This is a genomic window from Blautia luti (assembly GCF_033096465.1).
GTDB lineage: Bacteria > Bacillota > Clostridia > Lachnospirales > Lachnospiraceae > Blautia_A > Blautia_A luti.
Genome location: NZ_AP028156.1, coordinates 2,853,848 through 2,871,704 on the forward strand (window position 1 = coordinate 2,853,848; position 17,857 = coordinate 2,871,704).

Here is a 17,857-nt window from a genome sequence, read left to right on the forward strand (position 1 = left end):
CTTATTCTGCCTCCCTGTCAAATGCTTTCCATAATTCCTCATCAGAAAAGTTCTTCAGTCTGCGGAATTCATATCCGGACAGTTTGCGGTCAAACCCGCACACCGTCATATACGGACAATACGTGCAGGCGTTCTTTTTGCCAAGTTCATAAGGTGAAACCCGGGCCTCCCCTTCCAGAATGGAACTTCTTATTTTCTCAATCTTTGTCCTCACATACCGTCCAAGCACTGTAAACTGTGCTCTGTCTGCCACAGAGGAATTCTTCCTGAAACTTCCATCTTTGTTAAATGCAACCGGAATAGAGCCAAGACTATTGTCCATTCTGCGTACAAGTTCAGCATCCGCCTGTACCAGCCCGTTCATCTTCAGTTCTTTCATCAGACCTGCACTGACTGCTTCCACATCCGCATCTATCTTCTCCTGGATCATCGGGTCCTTGATATTATAGTAAAACACTCCCGCTGGAACGATCTCTTTATCCGGGTATTTCTTCTGTTCCACCTTCAATGCACCATCCAGATAGATCATCAGCTGAAGCTGCAGGCCATGATACAGATAAACCAGATCAAAGGATGTATTGCCAGTCTTATAATCAATGACTTTTACATAAATCTTATTCTGGTCTTCCATGATATCCACACGGTCAATCCTTCCTCCTCCGAACGTCACTTCAAAACCTTCCGGCTGGAATTCTCCCTGTTCCAGCTGCTTCTGAAGTGCCCACACAGTCCTTCGCAGGATCCTTCTGGTCCGTTCGATCATATATTCATTTCTGGCACTGCTTTTGAGCACTGTATTTCCATAGTCAGCCACAATGTTATTCAGACACTCATCTGCAATCTCATTTCGCTCCTGTTCTGTCAGCTCTGTCCATTTCAGTCCTCTTTTTCGTACTTCTTCTGCAAAACTTTCCAGTGCTTCGTGCATGACATTTCCCATATCCATCGCTTTGAACTCATATTCCACACGTTCTGTAAGCTTCATTCCATACTGCAGGAAATGGGCAAATGCACATGCTGCAAAACGTTCCAGTCTCGTAGCACTGTAAGGCGATATTTCTCCATATAATGCCTTTGCCACGCTCTGGCTGATAATATCCTTAGGTTTTCCCGCGAATGCAGACTGTACCAGTTTTTGTACTTTGTCATGATATTTCGGATCTCGCAGGTACCAGCTGTAAAGTTCTCCAAACATTGCATCTGTCTGATCCAGAATTTCATGATCTTTCCCTGTCTCTCCGGCAAGCTTCTCAAGAAAAAGACTGATACCTGCTTCAGGATTCTCCGGATAACAATATTCTCCATTCCCGCTTCCTGTTTCATTTTTCATTCCGGCACCACTTACGGAACTTCTCGCGGCGCCACTCTCTCCAGCCCGTTCAATCTCAAGTTTCGGATATAACCCGCGTATACTTCCGATCAGATATGCAGGACTGATCCCTTCACCTTTTGCATTGGTATCACTAAACGAAAGAATCAGCTGTTCCCTCGGTTTCGTCATATTCAGATATAGATAAAACCTCTGCATATTCATCAGTTCTTTCGGTCCTGGTGCCAATTCTACTCCCTGTTCTTTAAAAAAATCTCTGTCCAGTTCAGATAAAATGCCGCCTGTCTGTGTACTCTTTGGAATATTTCCTTCATTCACGCCTACGAAGAACAGTACTTTAATGTCCTTTAACCGGGATCGTTCCATATCTCCCACCATAACCTGATCAATACTTGGCGGGATCAGTGCAACCTTCGCCTGAGAAAGCCCTGTTTCCAGAAGCTGGCGGAATTCCTGTCTGCTTACCGTCTCATTTCCAAGGATCTCAACCATCTTGTCCAGTAAATCCATAACAATACCATAGATCTGGTTATATTCCTTTTCCATAGCTTTATCACCGGTATCTTTAAAGTTCTGCTCCTGTTTTTTCAGTTTCTGCCAGACATTGCTTTTCAGGATAAATTCATAAAGAATACGGCAGTACTCTTCCACTGTTTTCTTACCTGCACAGAATCCATCTGCCAGTCCTTTTACCTCTTCTGCAAAAACTTCTCTGATCTCATTCAATTCCTGAATCTGATCCGCTTCCATTCCCCGGTACACACGAACCCATTTCTCAGACCATTTCCTGTATCCACGGATTCCCAGTGCCAGCACATAATTCTCCAGCTTATCCGCCTGTTCTCTGGTAACTTCTGACATCCCGCATCTCAGATAACGGAACACACTTTCATAAGGAAAGCCCTGTACTGCCATTTCCATAGCTGCACGCAGATACTCTACAAACGGGTTCATAAGTACAGAATGTTTCTCGTCAATAAAATATGGAATATCTGCTTCTTCAAATACCTGTGAAGCAAGTCTTGCATATTCCTCCAGATTTCCTGTGATCACCGCAATTTCACCATAGCGATATCCGCAGGTACGCACAAGCTGTGCCATTCTTCTGGCAGCTTCCCGCATTTCCTCCAACGGTGAAGCTGCTGCAAAAATCTGGATCTCCTGCTGCTCTTTCTCATAAGTTCCCTTTCTGTACCGGAAAATATTCTTCTCCAGAAACTGCATGGCAGGTGCCTGTGAGAAACGCGATTTTCCGGATGACTTCAGATAAACAGGATCATCCAGATTCTTCGTAAGTCCTGCAAGAGTACGTATCATCTGCTTACTCATAAAGAAAAGCTGATGCGGTTTTCCAGGTGTAAATGCATCTTCACGTTCGTCCATGGTTACAGTTACACATACACGGTCAGCAATGACCAGAAGTTCCCGGATTACATTCACCTGGATCGGTGTAAATCCTGTAAATCCATCAAAGAGAAGTTCCGCGCCTTTCAGCTTCTTTGAAAACGGAAGCTGCTTAATCAGGACATCCATTACCTCTTCGCCGGTCATATAATGTCCCTTCAGAAATTCCTTAAAAGACTGATAAAGGACTCCCACATCCTTCAACTTCATTTCAAGCAGAGCCTGATCCTTTGCTTTCTCCTTCATTTCTTCCAGGTCATCTTCTTTGATATCATACTGCATAAATTCAGATACCAATGATTTCACTTCATCCAGATATCCCGGTTTGTTCATCTGACTCCCAAGATAGTCCAGTTCTTTTCGGTGCTGCTGCACCATTTTCTGCAGCACCATGCTCTTTCCCGTATCTTCCAGAACTTTTCGGTTGTCACCGCCAGTTTCTTCAAACACGCGGTATGCAAGACGCTCAAAACTCAGAATATCAATATTCAGGATTCCTTTTCCCGGATGCATCTCTACCAGTGCTTTCTGTGTCTGCATGGTAAACTGCTCCGGCACGATCACATAATAATTCTTCTCCGGGTGTTTCAGAGAATCCTCTATAATTCTTTTGTATGCGTAATACGATTTCCCGGCGCCGGAGTTGCCGATTATAAACTGTAATGACATGTTTTTCAGATGATATCCTTTCTATATAATACAGATAGCTGCTTGTCAAACGGATATTCGCAATCCGTTTTGCTGCTTGCTTAATTTTGTTAAACAGAGAGTCGCCTGAGCCTTCTAAATTCTCATAGCTAAAAGTATAACATAATTAATCATAAATTGGACCTGACAATAATAAAATATACAAAACAAACCAGGAGGCGCGCGTACCATGAGTTCCAAAACCAAGATCATTGTTTTACATATGAGGGAAGTAGTCTATACGGCTGTTTTCCTTCTTCTTGCCATTATTCTGGCTGTTGTGCTCTTTTTCATGTTCGGATCAGGTCAGAAAAAGAATAATGCCGCAGATGCCCAAAGCCACTATAAGCCGGGAATCTATACTTCTTCCATTGAATTAAACGATAATACATTTGATCTGGAAGTGACAGTTGACGCTGATAAGATCAACTCCATCCGTCTGGTAAACTTAAGTGAAAGCACCTCTGCCATGTTTCCTCTCATGGAACCGGCCCTGGAGTCACTTGCCAGCCAGATCTACTCTTCCCAGTCTCTGGATGATATTCAGTATTCCGAAGACCAGAAATACACTTCCATGATCTTGCTCAATGCAATTGAATCGGCGCTGAAAAAAGCGGAGAACTCATAATCAGTTCTCCGCTTTCTGTATTTATATACTGATTTTTAACTATTCAAACAGACTAAGCACAAATTTGTTTAAATTCCAACTACTTCACTGACATCTGGTCAAGCTGTTCCAGCCATACTTTCGCACTGGCATCACTCGGCATTCTCAGGTCACCTCTCGGTGAAACCGCAACACTTCCCACTTTCGGGCCATCCGGCAGACAGGAACGTTTAAACTGCTGTGCAAAGAATCTCCAGTAGAAAGTTCTCAGCCATTTAAAGATCGTTTCTTTATCATAAATGCCCTCAAATGTCTCACATGCCAGTCTGTAAATCTTCTCCGGCTCAAATCCTGCACGGAGCATATAATACAGATAAAAATCATGAAGTTCATATGGACCAACCAGGTCTTCTGTCTTCTGCGCGATCTTACCGTCCTTAGGCGGCAGAAGCTCCGGGCTTACCGGAGTATCCAGAATATCAAGAAGAACTTCTGTTAGTTTCTCATCACCACAGGTATCTGCATAATAACGAACCAGATGACGTACCAGAGTCTTTGGCACTGATGCATTCACGCCATACATGGACATATGGTCACCATTATAAGTCGCCCATCCAAGAGCCAGCTCAGACAGATCACCTGTACCGACCAGAATAGAGCCATCCTGATTTGCACTATCCATAAGGATCTGTGTTCTCTCCCTTGCCTGACTGTTCTCATAAGTCACATCATGTACTTCCGGGTCATGATTAATATCTCTGAAATGTATCTTCACTGCTTCCTTAATATTAATTTCGCTTAAAGTTGCCCCCAGGCACTCACTTAATTTGCAAGCATTCTGGTAAGTTCTGTCTGTGGTTCCGAAACACGGCATGGTAATACAGTGGATATCTTTTCTGTCTGCATCGGACAGATCAAATGCTCTCGCAATCACAAGAAGAGCCAGTGTGGAATCCAGTCCACCGGAAAGTCCTACCGTTGCTTTATGGCAGTGGATATGATCCATACGTTTCTTAAGTCCCATTGCCTGGATATTCAGGATCTCATCACATCGCATATCTCTTTCTTCTTTTCTGGACGGTACGAAAGGATACTGCGCATATTTTCTGGTAAGCTTTGTTTCCTCTACATTCAGATGGAAATGAACTTTGAGATAATCACTGTCATCTGCCAGCTGATAAGTGGTCAGTCTTCTTCTCTCGTCATTCAGTCTCTGTACATCAATCTCGCTGCACACAATACTGTTCTTAAAACGCTTGCCCTCTGCAAGGATCGTACCATTCTCAGCGATCATATTCTGTCCGCCAAATACCAGATCCTGCGTAGACTCACCTTCACCGGCGTTTGCGTAAACATATCCACAGACAAGTCGCGCAGACTGTCCGGAAACAAGGTTTCTGCGGTAACTGTCCTTACCAACCATTTCATTGCTTGCAGAGAGGTTCACGATCAGGTTCGCTCCTGCCTGTGCATGAAGAACGCTTGGCGGTAAGGTTACCCAGAGATCCTCACAGATTTCAGCAGCTGCCACAAGTTCCGGTACCTCTTCACATACAAAAAGGAGATCTGTTCCAAACGGAACTCTTTTTCCCTCGATATCCATATATTCCAGGCATCCAAATCCTGATGAAAAATGGCGCTGTTCATAGAATTCTCCATAGTTTGGAAGATGTGTCTTCGGCACAAATCCGATGATCTCACCTCTGTTCAGGACTGCTGCCACATTATACAGTTTGCCATGATTTCTAAGTGGAGTACCAACAAAGATCAGGGCATCCACATCTGCCGTTTCTTTTGCAATCTTCAGCAAAGTTTCCCATGCACTGTCCAGAAGCCTTCTCTGCAGGAACAGATCCTGGCAGGTGTAACCAGTGATACAAAGTTCCGGAAAAACCATAACTTTGACATGTTCTTTTTCCATTTCGCGGATAAGTCTGATGATTTCATTTCCATTTGCATTACAGTCTGCAACTGTGATATATGGTGTTGCGGCTGCTGTTTTGATATAACCGTGTCTCATTTTCTACCCCTTTTTTCATCCGGTACATTTTATACAATATTCAAAATCTCCGGATCAGATTTCATTTTTATTTACACTTACGCAGGATTTCTTTCAGCTCTTCTACAGTAAACTCATAATTGTGATTACAGAAATGACAATTCATCTCAATCGGCTTACCTTCCTGGATCATCTCATTGAGTTCTTTTCTTCCAATACTGATCAGGGCTTTCTCTACTCTGTCTCTGCTGCAGTTGCAATAGAACTCCGTAGGGATCTTCTCATTGATCTCCATATCAAAACCATCCAGAACTTTCTCCAGCAGACTCTCAGGGGTATGTCCCTCTTCCAGAAGACTGGTAACAGAAGTGATCTTCTGTACATTCTCTTCCAGTTTTGCGATCGTGCTCTCCTCTGCGAAAGGCATCAGCTGTACGATAAATCCGCCAGCCTGACGAACTGTGTTGTCCTTATTCATAAGCACACCAAGACCAACTGCTGACGGAACCTGTTCACTTGTTGCAAAATAATAAGTAAGGTCTTCTGCAATCTCACTGGTCTGCAGTGCAACCTGTCCTACATATGGCTCTTTTAAGCCCATGTCCTTAATTACATTCATAAAACCAACACCAACAGCACCTGCTACATCCAGCTTGCCTTTACTGTTTGCCGGAATACACACATTAGGATTACCTACATATCCTTTTACACGACCTTTGGAATCTGCTGTTACTGTGATTCCCTCAAGTGGACCACCCGCTTTAATCTGAAGTGTAAGGATATCTTTATCCCCTTTCATCATGGTACCCATCATAGCACCTGCTGTAAGCAGACGGCCAAGTGCTGCTGTTGCAACCGGACTTGTATTGTGATCTTTTCTTGCTTCCTCCACTGTTTCAGTTGTAACTGCAGCAAATGCACGGATCTGGTCATTTGCTGCAATCGCTCTTATAATATAATCGTTCATTCATCTCACTCCTGTTGTATCTCTAATATTATTATTTCTATTTTAATAGTTCTCATTTACTGCTTATTGCAATTGAAATTAAAACCTTGCCTGATTTAATTAAGTCAAAGAACCTATTTAATTTCAAAAAAATTCTATCCCCTGGTAAATCCAGGACTCTGATTCTGTCCGCTTTATCTGGCAGATATACGATTTTCTTATTCTTCTGTATGTCCAGCTCTCTCCGGAATTCTGCCATGATACTCATTCTCTGCACTTTTTCCATGCTCTCTCGCAATAAAGGTCAGACGCTCGCAGTTCTCATCTCCCGGATTACGTGTATATGCATCATACACTGCAACCAGCTCCATCCCTGCTTTTTCGATCATCCTCTTGATCGTCTCGATGGAATAAGCACGCTGCACATGCTCTTCTTCGCATTTCTCATACAGCCCATCTTCTCTCGGAAGAAAAAGCGCCAGTTCATACACATTCAGGTTCTTCTCCTGATCATAGCTGTTCTCCCAGATGAAGCTTCCGTCTTCTCTGTCTTCTGCAATAGTCGTATCTCCGATCACATCACGGTATTTATGAATTGTGTTCATATCAAAAACAAAAAGTCCACCCGGATCAAGATAATTATTTACCAGTGCAAAAACATACTCCAGATCTTCTTCATCTGTCAGATAATTCATACTGTCACAGACACTGATCACTGCACGGACTGTACCATAAAGTTCAAAGTCCTGCATATCCTGTAAAAGGTACAGAATATTATGTCCGGATTCTACTCTCTTCTCCATCGCCTCTGCAAGCATTTCCTCAGAATTATCAATTCCGATCATATCATATCCTGCCTCTGCAAGCATCTCGGTTACAGTTCCCGTACCGCACCCAAGTTCCAGCACCAGGCCGTCTTTAATTTCGTCCTGTGCCAATGTCTCCACAATATATTCTGTCCATTCACGATAATTCACATTATCCTGAAACATATCATAAACACTGGCAAATTTTCCATATGATTCCATTCTCTGTTCCTCATGATTTCCATAATAACTGCTGTTTTCAGACCAGTTATATTCTTCATTTTTCTTTACTGTTATCTTGCAAATCAACGTATATTGTACCATAAACCTTATCAGCGTGTAAACTGCAAAAGACGGCTGCCATTCTAGCAGCCGTCTTCATTGTCACCGTTCACTACATGTCCGATGACTCACTATTTCATTTTATATCTGATTTTCATCAAATGAGCAAGGACCAAAGCGGATGCTTTTATCTGCTTGACTCTTACTGATTCTTAGGCATGTATCTTACATATGCCGGTTCACCATGATAGTAATAGTCTACTCCATTCTCATCGTAAACATCCTCGCCATTAGCGAAATCATAAGTATTACCATCATCATCACACCATGTTCCGTCACCGTTTGGATAAATTACAAGCGGCTGTCCGTCAGAGTTTCTGTAAATAGTTCTTGTCTGGTCTGTATCATAGTCAGGATCATCAGTTCCTACCGGAGTTCCATCTGCATAGTATCCATTGGAAGATCCGTCATCATAATCATAAGATCCGTCACTGCTGCTGTCATAGCTGTAGTCAGAAGAAGTATCACTGTCGGAGCTGGCACTGTAAGAACTATCAGAAGAAGAACTATCTGTTGAAGTTCCATCTGTAGTTGTACCATCAGTTGAAGTTCCATCTGCTGATGTGCCTGAATTATCTGCAGCAGTGGTTCCTGCCGTGCTGGATGTAGTACCCGGTGTAGCAGCCTTCAATGCAGAATCTCCGGAAATCTGGAAGGAATCCACAGATGTTTTAATCTTTGAAAGAGAATCCTCTGTGAGCGCAGATCCTGCGACACTGTAGAATTCAGATGTATTATCTGTAATATATTTGTTTACTACATATGCATATTCACTCTTGTCATTAAGATAGTGTACTGTGTAGCTGTAAACATTCGCTCCACCCACTTCTTCTGCTTTATAGTCCTGAATCTCGAAGTCAGTTCCTTCTACAAGATTATCTGCCTTCACCAGAGCTGTAGCTGTATCCTGAGAACTAGGGATAATAGCAACGGACATTGCCTCATCACCTGAACCATGAAGGATCAGAAGTTTGCCCTGTTTCGGAGATTCGAAACTTACCATATCATCAGAATCTGATTTATTTGACCAGGTTGCATCCGGAAGCTTAATCGATACTGTTTTATTCTTGGATGTATAAGTTGTATTCTGTGCATCTGCCGGTGCCTGAGTTGGTGTAGCCTTCGGTGCCTTTGTTGGTTCCGGTGTAGGAGTTACCTGAACTACACTGGTATCATCCTTCTTACCGCCCCCGAAATTGCAGGCAGTCATGGCACTGGATAACGCAACTGTTACAGCCAGTAACATAAGTACTTTTTTATTTTTCATAATATCCTCCTTAGAATAGATATATCAGTTTCTTTTGTATCATCATCACATGCTGTCCCTAACAGAAAAAAAACATATACTCTGCCTTTATAACTCTAAACAGCAACTATATTTTACAATTTTATTACATGCGTGTCAACAGGATTTCTTTCCCTTAATATGAAATTCCTGTGAAATTATTATAAACCTGATATTTAAAACTATACAGTTTTACTGATTATTTTTTCAAAAAACAACCACAAAACTGGTACCTCATTACCTTGTACTACTATAGCAGATATTTTTTTGATTTTGTAAATCAGGAATTACCATCATTTATTTCCCTGTTTGAGCATTGTAATATTTCTGTAATATTTTTATTTTTGTATTTCATACATGTGCAGTTCATGAAGCGCTCTGGTTGCCGCAATATATCTGGCCTGCCGTGTCAGCGGACTCTGGTCTTCCTGCGGAAATGTTGCAAATACCTGGTCAAATTCCAGACCTTTTGCCAGATAGAATGTAGTAACTGTCAGACCTTTCTTAAAGTTTGTGCTGTTTCTGTCCAAATAAGACAGGCATTCTTTTACATCAAAGCCTTTCTCTCCAAGAAGTTCTTTCAGAATAAGCCACATTTTCTCTGCTTCTTTCTCTGTACGAAGAACAACTGCAGCAGTCTCATATTCCTCTTCCCCAAGTTTCAGCACCTCTGCAATCTCCTGTGCCGCTTTCTCTACATCCGCAAATATTTTCTCTTCCACCGGTGCTCCATGGCGTTCAAAGAGTTCCATATCTTTAATCCCTGCAAGTTTGTTTGCATAAGATGCAATCTCTATGGTATTGCGGTAACTCTTGTTCATAATGATCTTATGAATATCCCGTCCGAAAATCTTCGGCAGAAACGTCAGCACATCCTGCTGTTTATCATCCATCGTCTGTGCCCGGTCACCCAGGATTGTCATTCGACAGGAAAAAATCCTCTGAATGATCTCATACTGAAGTCTGGAATAATCCTGCATCTCATCCACTACCAGATGCTTGATATTGCTTCTTCCCTGCTGGCTCTGGAGACGATATTTCAGATAAAGGACAGGATAAACATCCTCATATTTCAGCTTTCTTTTCTCATAAGAAACACGTGGAAGTCCTTTGTATCCGTTCTCTTTCAGGAACTGGCTGTAGATCACGTAGAAATCTCTGGTCACATACAGCTTCATGAATTTCTCACGGATCAGATCTTTCTCATCATCTGCCAGATCACGGTCTCGCAGAGTCTCTACCTCATCAATGAAATAATCCGCAACCGCATCCATTCTGGATAGCAGCGGGAAATCCTGAAATTTGAAATAGAACAGTTCAATAATCTCAGATTCTGTCTTCACAAATCCCTTATATTCCACATCTTTGAAATTCATCAGGCGGTCTTCCAGTTCCGCAATATAGCGTTCCATAAGATTAATAAATTCCATGGACTGCTTCTCCTCTGCAAGAGAAGCTTTTTGCGGAAAACGAATTCTGCGTTCAATCTCATCATAACGGTCCTCGCAGTCAGAAACAGTATCTCGAAGCTGCTTATAGGCAAAAAGATCGAAACTCATTTCCTTGATATTTTCTTCTCCCAGCTCCGGCAGAATATGGGAAATATAATCGGAAAATACGCCGTTTGGTGACAGGATCAGAATATTTGAAGATTTCAAATTCTGTCTGTCATGGTAAAGAAGATAAGCGATTCTGTGAAGTGCTACGGAAGTCTTTCCGCTTCCTGCTGCACCCTGAATCACCATGATCCTGTCTTTGGTATTTCGGATGATCGCATTCTGCTCTTTCTGGATGGTGCGGATGATGTTCTTAAGCTGAACTTCTCCATTGCTGCCAAGCTCTGCTTTCAGGATTTCGTCATCAATCTTTACATCACTCTCAAATTCATAGACCATTTTTCCATTGCGGATCTTGTACTGCCATTTGGAAGCAACTTCGCCGTGAATCTCACCCACCGGTGCTTCATAGGAAGCCGGTCCTTTATCATAATCATAGAACAAACCACTTACCGGAGCACGCCAGTCATATACCAGCGGAATGTGTCCGGCTTTCTCTGCAAAGTTTCCAATTCCAATATAAAAAATCTCAGGCTCCTCTTCGCCCTCATAAATGAAGTCTACTCTTCCAAAGAACGGAGAGTTTACCATTCTGCGAAATCTCTGCTTCAGGATCAGCTGTTCTTCATTTGCAGAAATCTGACGGAATAATGCCTGCTGGTTATCATAATTCTCATAACCATACTGATCCATCTCTGTATAGTTTTCCCAGTAATACTCATGCATTCCCTCGACTTCTTTCTGGCCTTCTACCAGAGAAAGACTGATTTCTGCGATGCGTTCTTTTAATTTTTCCAATACATAATTGAGATATTCTCTGCCGTTTTTCTTATCTGTCATATCGTTCGTATCCTTTGATATTCTGTAACCGTTCAATACTTCTTTGAATAATCATCGACTGAACAGGTACTGATATTCTTCAATTATTATTATCGTTTCACTTATTTTTTATGATGAAAATTATCATTTTTACATAAGATAGTTTCTTATTATAACATATCAGAACCTGACAGAAAAGATAGAAAACGTGAAAAATCCCCCGAACAGTTTTTTGAGCAATCAATACTGTCGGAGGATTTCATTATATTATAGTCCCTACCCACTGCTTATTGTTTTTCGCAGTTTAAGCAAGGGCTTTACTTGATTTGGTTAAATATTATGCACTCGCCTTATTCTCAAACTGGCTGTTATACAGATCAGCATAAAAGCCTTTCTTCGCAAGCAGTTCCTTATGATTTCCCTGCTCGATAATGTCACCGTCTTTCATAACCAGGATCAGATCTGCATCCTTGATGGTAGAAAGTCTGTGTGCAATTACAAAGCTTGTTCTGCCCTTCATCAGATTGTCCATGGCTTTCTGGATACGCACTTCGGTTCTGGTATCTACAGAGGAGGTTGCCTCATCCAGGATCAGGATCTTATTATTGGCAAGGATTGCCCTGGCAATAGTGAGAAGCTGTTTCTGTCCCTGGGAAATATTACTGGTTTCTTCATCCAGAACCATGTCATAGCCGCCCGGCTGCTGCATGATAAAGTTGTGCACATGGGCTGCTTTTGCTGCTGCGATCACCTCTTCATCTGTAGCATCCAGACGTCCGTAACGGATATTTTCCATAATGGTTCCTGAGAACAGCCAGGTATCCTGAAGCACCATTCCAAACATCTCTCTCAGACTGCTTCTGTTAAAGTCTTTGATGTCGTAACCATCTACCTTAATACTTCCGCCATTGAGATCATAGAATCTCATAAGCAGTTTCACCATAGTTGTCTTTCCTGCACCTGTGGGACCTACAATGGCAATCTTCTGGCCATCCTTCACATCTGCTGAGAAGTCATTGATAATGATCTTATCCGGATTGTAACCGAATTTTACATGTTCAAACTGTACATCTCCTGTAAGAGTATTAATATCTACAGGATTCTTTTCATTCTGGCTCTCTTCCGGCTCCTCCAGGAATTCAAATACTCGTTCGGAAGCTGCTGCTGAGGACTGTAACAGGTTTGTAACCTGTGCGATCTGCTGGATTGGCTGTGTAAAGTTACGGATGTACTGGAAGAAGGACTGGATATCACCGACTTCAATACTTTTTTTGATTACAAACACGCCGCCTAAGAGAGCTACCATTACATATCCAAGGTTACCTACAAACTGCATGATCGGCATCATCATTCCTGAGAAGAACTGAGATTTCCATGCAGATTCATAAAGCTTCTGATTGTCTTTCTCAAATTCTTCTACTACATCATTCTCTTTGTTGAAAACCCGGACCACATTATGACCACCGAAGTTTTCTTCGATCTGACCGTTTACTTTACCCAGATAGCTCTGCTGATCCTGGAAGTATTTCTGGGAATGCTTCATGACAGTCTGGATGATGAACATGGAAACCGGCAGGATCAGAAGTGCTGCCAAAGTCATCCACACGTTAATGGAAAGCATCATAATAAATACACCGATCAGAGTTGTCACTGATGTGATCAGCTGCGTCAGACTCTGGTTCAGACTCATCTGCAGAGTGTCCACATCATTGGTGATACGGGAGAGGATCTCTCCGTTTGTTCTGCTCTCATAATAATTCAGAGGCAGTCTGTTGATTTTCTTTGAAATATCTTTTCTCAGATTATAGGTAACATCATTGGAGATCCCGGACATTACAAATCCCTGTACAAAGGAAAAGCATGCACTTAACACATATAATCCAAGTGTCCATAACAGGATCATCCCGATCTTTCCGAAGTCAATTTCACCGGTTCCGTTTACCTTGGCAACCAGGCCGTTAAACAGCTCTGTGGTCGCCTTACCTAAAATCTTAGGCCCTACAATACTAAACACAGTTCCCGCTACTGCAAAGATAAACATCAGTATAAAGCGGAATTTATATCGTCCCATATAACGGAAAAGCTTAGCCATGGAGCCCTTGAAGTCTTTTGCCTTTTCGCCGGACATCATACGTCCATGTCCTCCCATAGGACCTCTTCTTCTCTGTTCGCTCATGCCAGTTCCTCCTCTGATAACTGAGATCTTGCAATCTGCTGATATACCTCACAATTTGCCATCAGTTCCTTATGAGTTCCAATACCTGCCATATGTCCGTCGTCCAGTACAATGATCTGATCTGCACCAAGGATGGTACTGATCCTCTGGGCAACGATTACGGTAGTTGCGTCCTTGGTGTACTCCTTCAATGCCTTTCTCAACTGACTGTCAGTCTTAAAGTCAAGGGCAGAGAAGCTGTCATCAAAGATAAAGATTTCCGGATCCTTTGCAATGGCTCTGGCAATGGACAGACGCTGTTTCTGTCCGCCCGAAACATTGGTACCTCCCTGTGATACAGGGGATTCATATTTCTTCGGTTTGGTATCAATAAATTCTGTAGCCTGTGCAACCTCTGCGGCTTCCTTTACCTGTGCATCAGTGATCTCCGGCTTACCATAGCGGATGTTTGAATCAATGGTACCTGAGAAAAGTACACCCTTCTGCGGCACATATCCCAGCTTATCACGAAGCTCTTTCTGAGTCATGTCACGGACATCTACACCATCCACTTTAACAGAACCCTTTGTCACATCATAGTATCTTGGGATCAGATTGATCAGGGTACTCTTACCGCTTCCAGTACTTCCGATCACTGCGATTGTCTGACCTTTCTTTGCTTTAAAGGAAATGTCTGTCAGTACATTCTCACCTGCTTCCGGGTAAGCGAAGGATACATGGTCAAATTCAATCTCACCTTTCACATTTTCTGACGGATGTACCGGAGTTTCCGGATCCTGAATAGAAACCTCTGTTTTCAGAACCTCATCAATACGAAGTGCTGCAACATTTGCTCTCGGGAGCATAATGGACATTGCAGTGATCATCAGGAAGGACATGATGATCTGCATTGCATACTGGATAAATGCCATAACATTACCAACCTGCATGGTTCCGTTGTCTACTGCATGGGAACCACTGTAAATAATAAGTACAGATACACCATTCATGATCAGCATCATAATGGGCATCATAAAAGTCATACATCTGTTGACAAACAGGTTGGTTTTTGTCAGATCCAGATTTGCTTTCTCAAAACGCTCTTCCTCATGCTTCTCACGGCTGAATGCGCGGATAACAGGAATACCTGTCAGGATCTCACGGGATACCAGATTCAGTCTGTCGATCAGAGTCTGTAAGATAGTGAATTTTGGCATTGCCACCTGGAACAGCACAAAGATCACAATCAGTATCAGACCAACTGCCACACCAAGGATCCATGTCATGGAAGAATCTGTGTTTAATACCTTGATCACTCCACCAATACCAAGGATCGGCGCGTACAGAACAATACGGAACATCATTGCCATAACCTGCTGTACCTGCTGCACATCATTAGTACTTCGTGTGATCAGGGATGCTGTGGAGAATTTATGATATTCTCTGCTGGAGAAGCTCATAACCTTGCGGTAAATGCTGTTTCTCAGGTCATGACCAAGTCTGCCTGCCACTCTGGCCGAAATAAATGTGACGCTGATTGCTGCCAGCATGATCACCAGTGCCATGGCAAGCATTCTGATACCTGACATCAGGATGTAATGCATCTGAATGGCATCCACATCTTTCCCCAGTGCTTCATATTCTGAAGCAACAAAGGAAACACCAGCCTGTGTCACAATAGACTCCGGCATATCTTTCAGCTTCTCATCCACCTGACTCATAATCTGCTGTACTGCTTCTTCCGGCATCTGTGCCAGTGCTGTCAACGGGTCTGTTCCCTCCGGAAGGCCCATCTGTGCAACCATTGCCTGCCCCTGCTCACTGTCTTCGGAAAAGGCAGCTACCATCATCATCGCCTTTGAGAAATCCTCATTTAAATTCTCTCTGGTTTCTTTGGAAATATCATCGTTTAATACCCAGGTATCTTCTTCCTGTGTATAATTCTGTGAAACTTCCTTTTTCTGATCCTCATCCATAAAAATCTGAAGATTCTGCAAGGTTGAATCCCGAAGCTTATCCGGCACACTGTCTTCAATACCTTTCTGCTGGATACCTACATTAATGATCTTGGAGGTATAATCCGGCAGGGAAAGATCACAGTACGCCTGCAGAAACAGAAGTGCTATGATCAGGACAATGTATCCCGCTGATTTCTTCAGATATTTCATCAGTTTAATCATTGCTTGATTCCCTCTTTTCCTATTTTTAATGTATGTCTGTTTAAACTCACATGTCAGTTCTTTTGCAGACAATATTATTTTTTATCTGAACATGCTGATACAGTTTTCTCAATCTGCTCCATCATGTATTTTTCAGTTTCTACCTGTTGACAGGTATCTCCGAAATATTATCCAGAATCTGCCCAAAAAACCTTCGTAAAAGACATAGCTCTGCTTCGCTGAAATTGCTGAACATCACTTTTTCCACAGCTTTGCTTTCCTGCTGGAGCTCCTCCACGATTTTTCTTCCGTTTTCTGTCAGATATACACGCATAATGCGTTGATCTTTATCATCACGTCTCCTGCAGACAATATCTGCTTTCTCAAGACGCTGGATACTTACATTAACAGTGGGCGGTGTTACACACATCCACTCTGCAATCTCCTTCTGGCTGCAGCCGTTATGTCTGTATACGATCATAATGATCGGCATCTGTCCCTGCTGGATACCGATTTCCCGTATACGCTGCATACATCTCATACCATATTGGCGGTTGATCTCCATAAAGAGCGCAGGCATGCTTTTCTCTTCTCGTTTCTCTTTCTTCTCCTCTTCCGGGCACCACATAACTTCACTCCTTTCCGGCCTCTGTCCTCTTTCAGGTCTGATATTATTTTTTAATTAGCCTGACTAATCATATATAATATACTTTTAGACAAAAAATGCAAGTGTTTTTTGTGCAGTTTATAATTATTTTAGATTTAGCTTTGATATTTCCAATTTGTAAATATTCAATTTTGTTTTGCCCGGCTAATATTTTTCATCTCAGGTCGAATAAAATTTCCAATATTCTTCAAGCTCTATCTCTGCATGACTTCTTTATAAAATTCTATAAACACATTAATTGCCGGAGACCGCCATTTATTTTTGTGGAGCAGCAACTGTGTCCATACAGTTACCGGGCAGCCGGCAACATCCAGTCTTTTAATCTGTCCGTCTCTCACATATTTCTCCGAAATAAAATCCGGAAGAAAGGAAAGCAGGCTGCTGTTTTTTACCAGTTCACATATCTGAAGCGGATTTCCGATTTCAAGAACCGGACGGATTTCCAGTGATTGGGACGCAAGGGTTTCATTCAGTATTTTTCTGTAGCTCATGGCTTGTTCTGTTAACACAAACTCATTCTGAGAAATTTCACTTAATTTCCACGAACAGCCTGCAACAGGATTATCAGCCGCTGCAATAAAATGTACCTGTTCTTCCTGTTCCGCACAAATAATAAAATCCGAATCATAAATATGCCTGTCCAGAGTAAAAACCAGATCTGTTTCGTTCTTCCGCAATTTATCAAACATCTGCTCTGTACCGTTTTCTGTTATCTCCACTTTTATTTCCGGATACTGATGATGAAAACGCAGAAAATCATTTTTAAAATATCTGCTGCAGACAGAACTGGACATAGACAACCGGATCTCGCCTTCAATGCTTTCAGCCGAATTCAGCGAATCAAGCATTTTCGCCTCTGCCTTCAGAATATTTCGAGCCTGCTGCAAAACTAAAACTCCCTTTTCCGTAAGATTGATTTTATGATAATAACGGTCAAACAGCCTGACATCAAGTTCCTTTTCCAGTTGTTTAATCTGTGAAGAAACTGTAGACTGCGTATATCCCAGTTCTTTTGCAGCAGCCGAAAATCCGGAATATTCACATACTGCAATAAAAGTTTTTAACACATTTGTATCCATAGTTCATTCCTTCCCA

11 protein-coding genes are annotated in these 17,857 nt (G+C 42.2%); 1 reads left to right on the forward strand and 10 read right to left on the reverse strand.

What is annotated here, in order from left to right:
* Window position 1 precedes the first annotated feature (1 nt).
* Window positions 2-3,403, reverse strand: a complete 3,402-nt coding sequence (gene addB, locus R8695_RS13240; RefSeq protein ID WP_154780814.1) for a helicase-exonuclease AddAB subunit AddB — start codon at window positions 3,401-3,403, stop codon at window positions 2-4.
* A 208-nt stretch (window positions 3,404-3,611) separates the two neighbouring features.
* Here addB and R8695_RS13245 point away from each other — a divergent pair, with 208 nt between their 5' ends.
* Window positions 3,612-4,049 carry an FMN-binding protein gene (locus R8695_RS13245; protein ID WP_154780813.1) on the forward strand — a complete coding sequence of 146 codons (438 nt, stop codon included), beginning with the start codon at window positions 3,612-3,614 and terminating at the stop codon, window positions 4,047-4,049.
* Window positions 4,050-4,128: 79 nt separating this feature from the next.
* Here the strand turns inward: R8695_RS13245 and R8695_RS13250 are convergent, their stop codons facing one another.
* The 9 genes from R8695_RS13250 to R8695_RS13290 all read right to left on the reverse strand — a co-directional run bounded on the left by R8695_RS13250 (window position 4,129) and on the right by R8695_RS13290 (window position 17,841).
* Window positions 4,129-6,048, reverse strand: coding sequence for an NAD(+) synthase (locus tag R8695_RS13250; RefSeq protein ID WP_154780812.1), 1,920 nt, complete (start codon window positions 6,046-6,048; stop codon window positions 4,129-4,131).
* Between the two features lie 67 nt (window positions 6,049-6,115).
* A complete protein-coding gene (hslO, locus tag R8695_RS13255; RefSeq protein ID WP_154780811.1) occupies window positions 6,116-6,994 on the reverse strand; it encodes an Hsp33 family molecular chaperone HslO in 879 nt (292 codons plus the stop codon).
* A gap of 197 nt (window positions 6,995-7,191) precedes the next feature.
* Window positions 7,192-8,001 carry a class I SAM-dependent DNA methyltransferase gene (locus tag R8695_RS13260; protein WP_118509348.1) on the reverse strand — a complete coding sequence of 270 codons (810 nt, stop codon included), beginning with the start codon at window positions 7,999-8,001 and terminating at the stop codon, window positions 7,192-7,194.
* A 262-nt stretch (window positions 8,002-8,263) separates the two neighbouring features.
* Entirely contained in the window at window positions 8,264-9,388 is a 1,125-nt protein-coding gene (locus R8695_RS13265; protein WP_154780810.1) for a hypothetical protein, read from the reverse strand.
* A 356-nt stretch (window positions 9,389-9,744) separates the two neighbouring features.
* A complete protein-coding gene (locus R8695_RS13270; RefSeq protein WP_118509251.1) occupies window positions 9,745-11,802 on the reverse strand; it encodes a HelD family protein in 2,058 nt (685 codons plus the stop codon).
* 316 nt (window positions 11,803-12,118) lie between these two features.
* On the reverse strand, window positions 12,119-13,957 hold the full coding sequence (locus R8695_RS13275; protein ID WP_118509250.1) for an ABC transporter ATP-binding protein: 1,839 nt from the start codon (window positions 13,955-13,957) through the stop codon (window positions 12,119-12,121).
* Window positions 13,954-16,116: an ABC transporter ATP-binding protein gene (locus R8695_RS13280; protein ID WP_154780809.1), complete on the reverse strand. Its 2,163-nt coding sequence runs from the start codon at window positions 16,114-16,116 to the stop codon at window positions 13,954-13,956. The genes R8695_RS13275 and R8695_RS13280 overlap by 4 nt, the downstream gene beginning before the upstream one ends.
* A 139-nt stretch (window positions 16,117-16,255) precedes the next feature.
* On the reverse strand, window positions 16,256-16,723 hold the full coding sequence (locus R8695_RS13285) for a MarR family winged helix-turn-helix transcriptional regulator (RefSeq protein WP_154780808.1): 468 nt from the start codon (window positions 16,721-16,723) through the stop codon (window positions 16,256-16,258).
* 233 nt (window positions 16,724-16,956) lie between these two features.
* Window positions 16,957-17,841 carry a LysR family transcriptional regulator gene (locus tag R8695_RS13290; RefSeq protein WP_154780807.1) on the reverse strand — a complete coding sequence of 295 codons (885 nt, stop codon included), beginning with the start codon at window positions 17,839-17,841 and terminating at the stop codon, window positions 16,957-16,959.
* Window positions 17,842-17,857 lie beyond the last annotated feature (16 nt).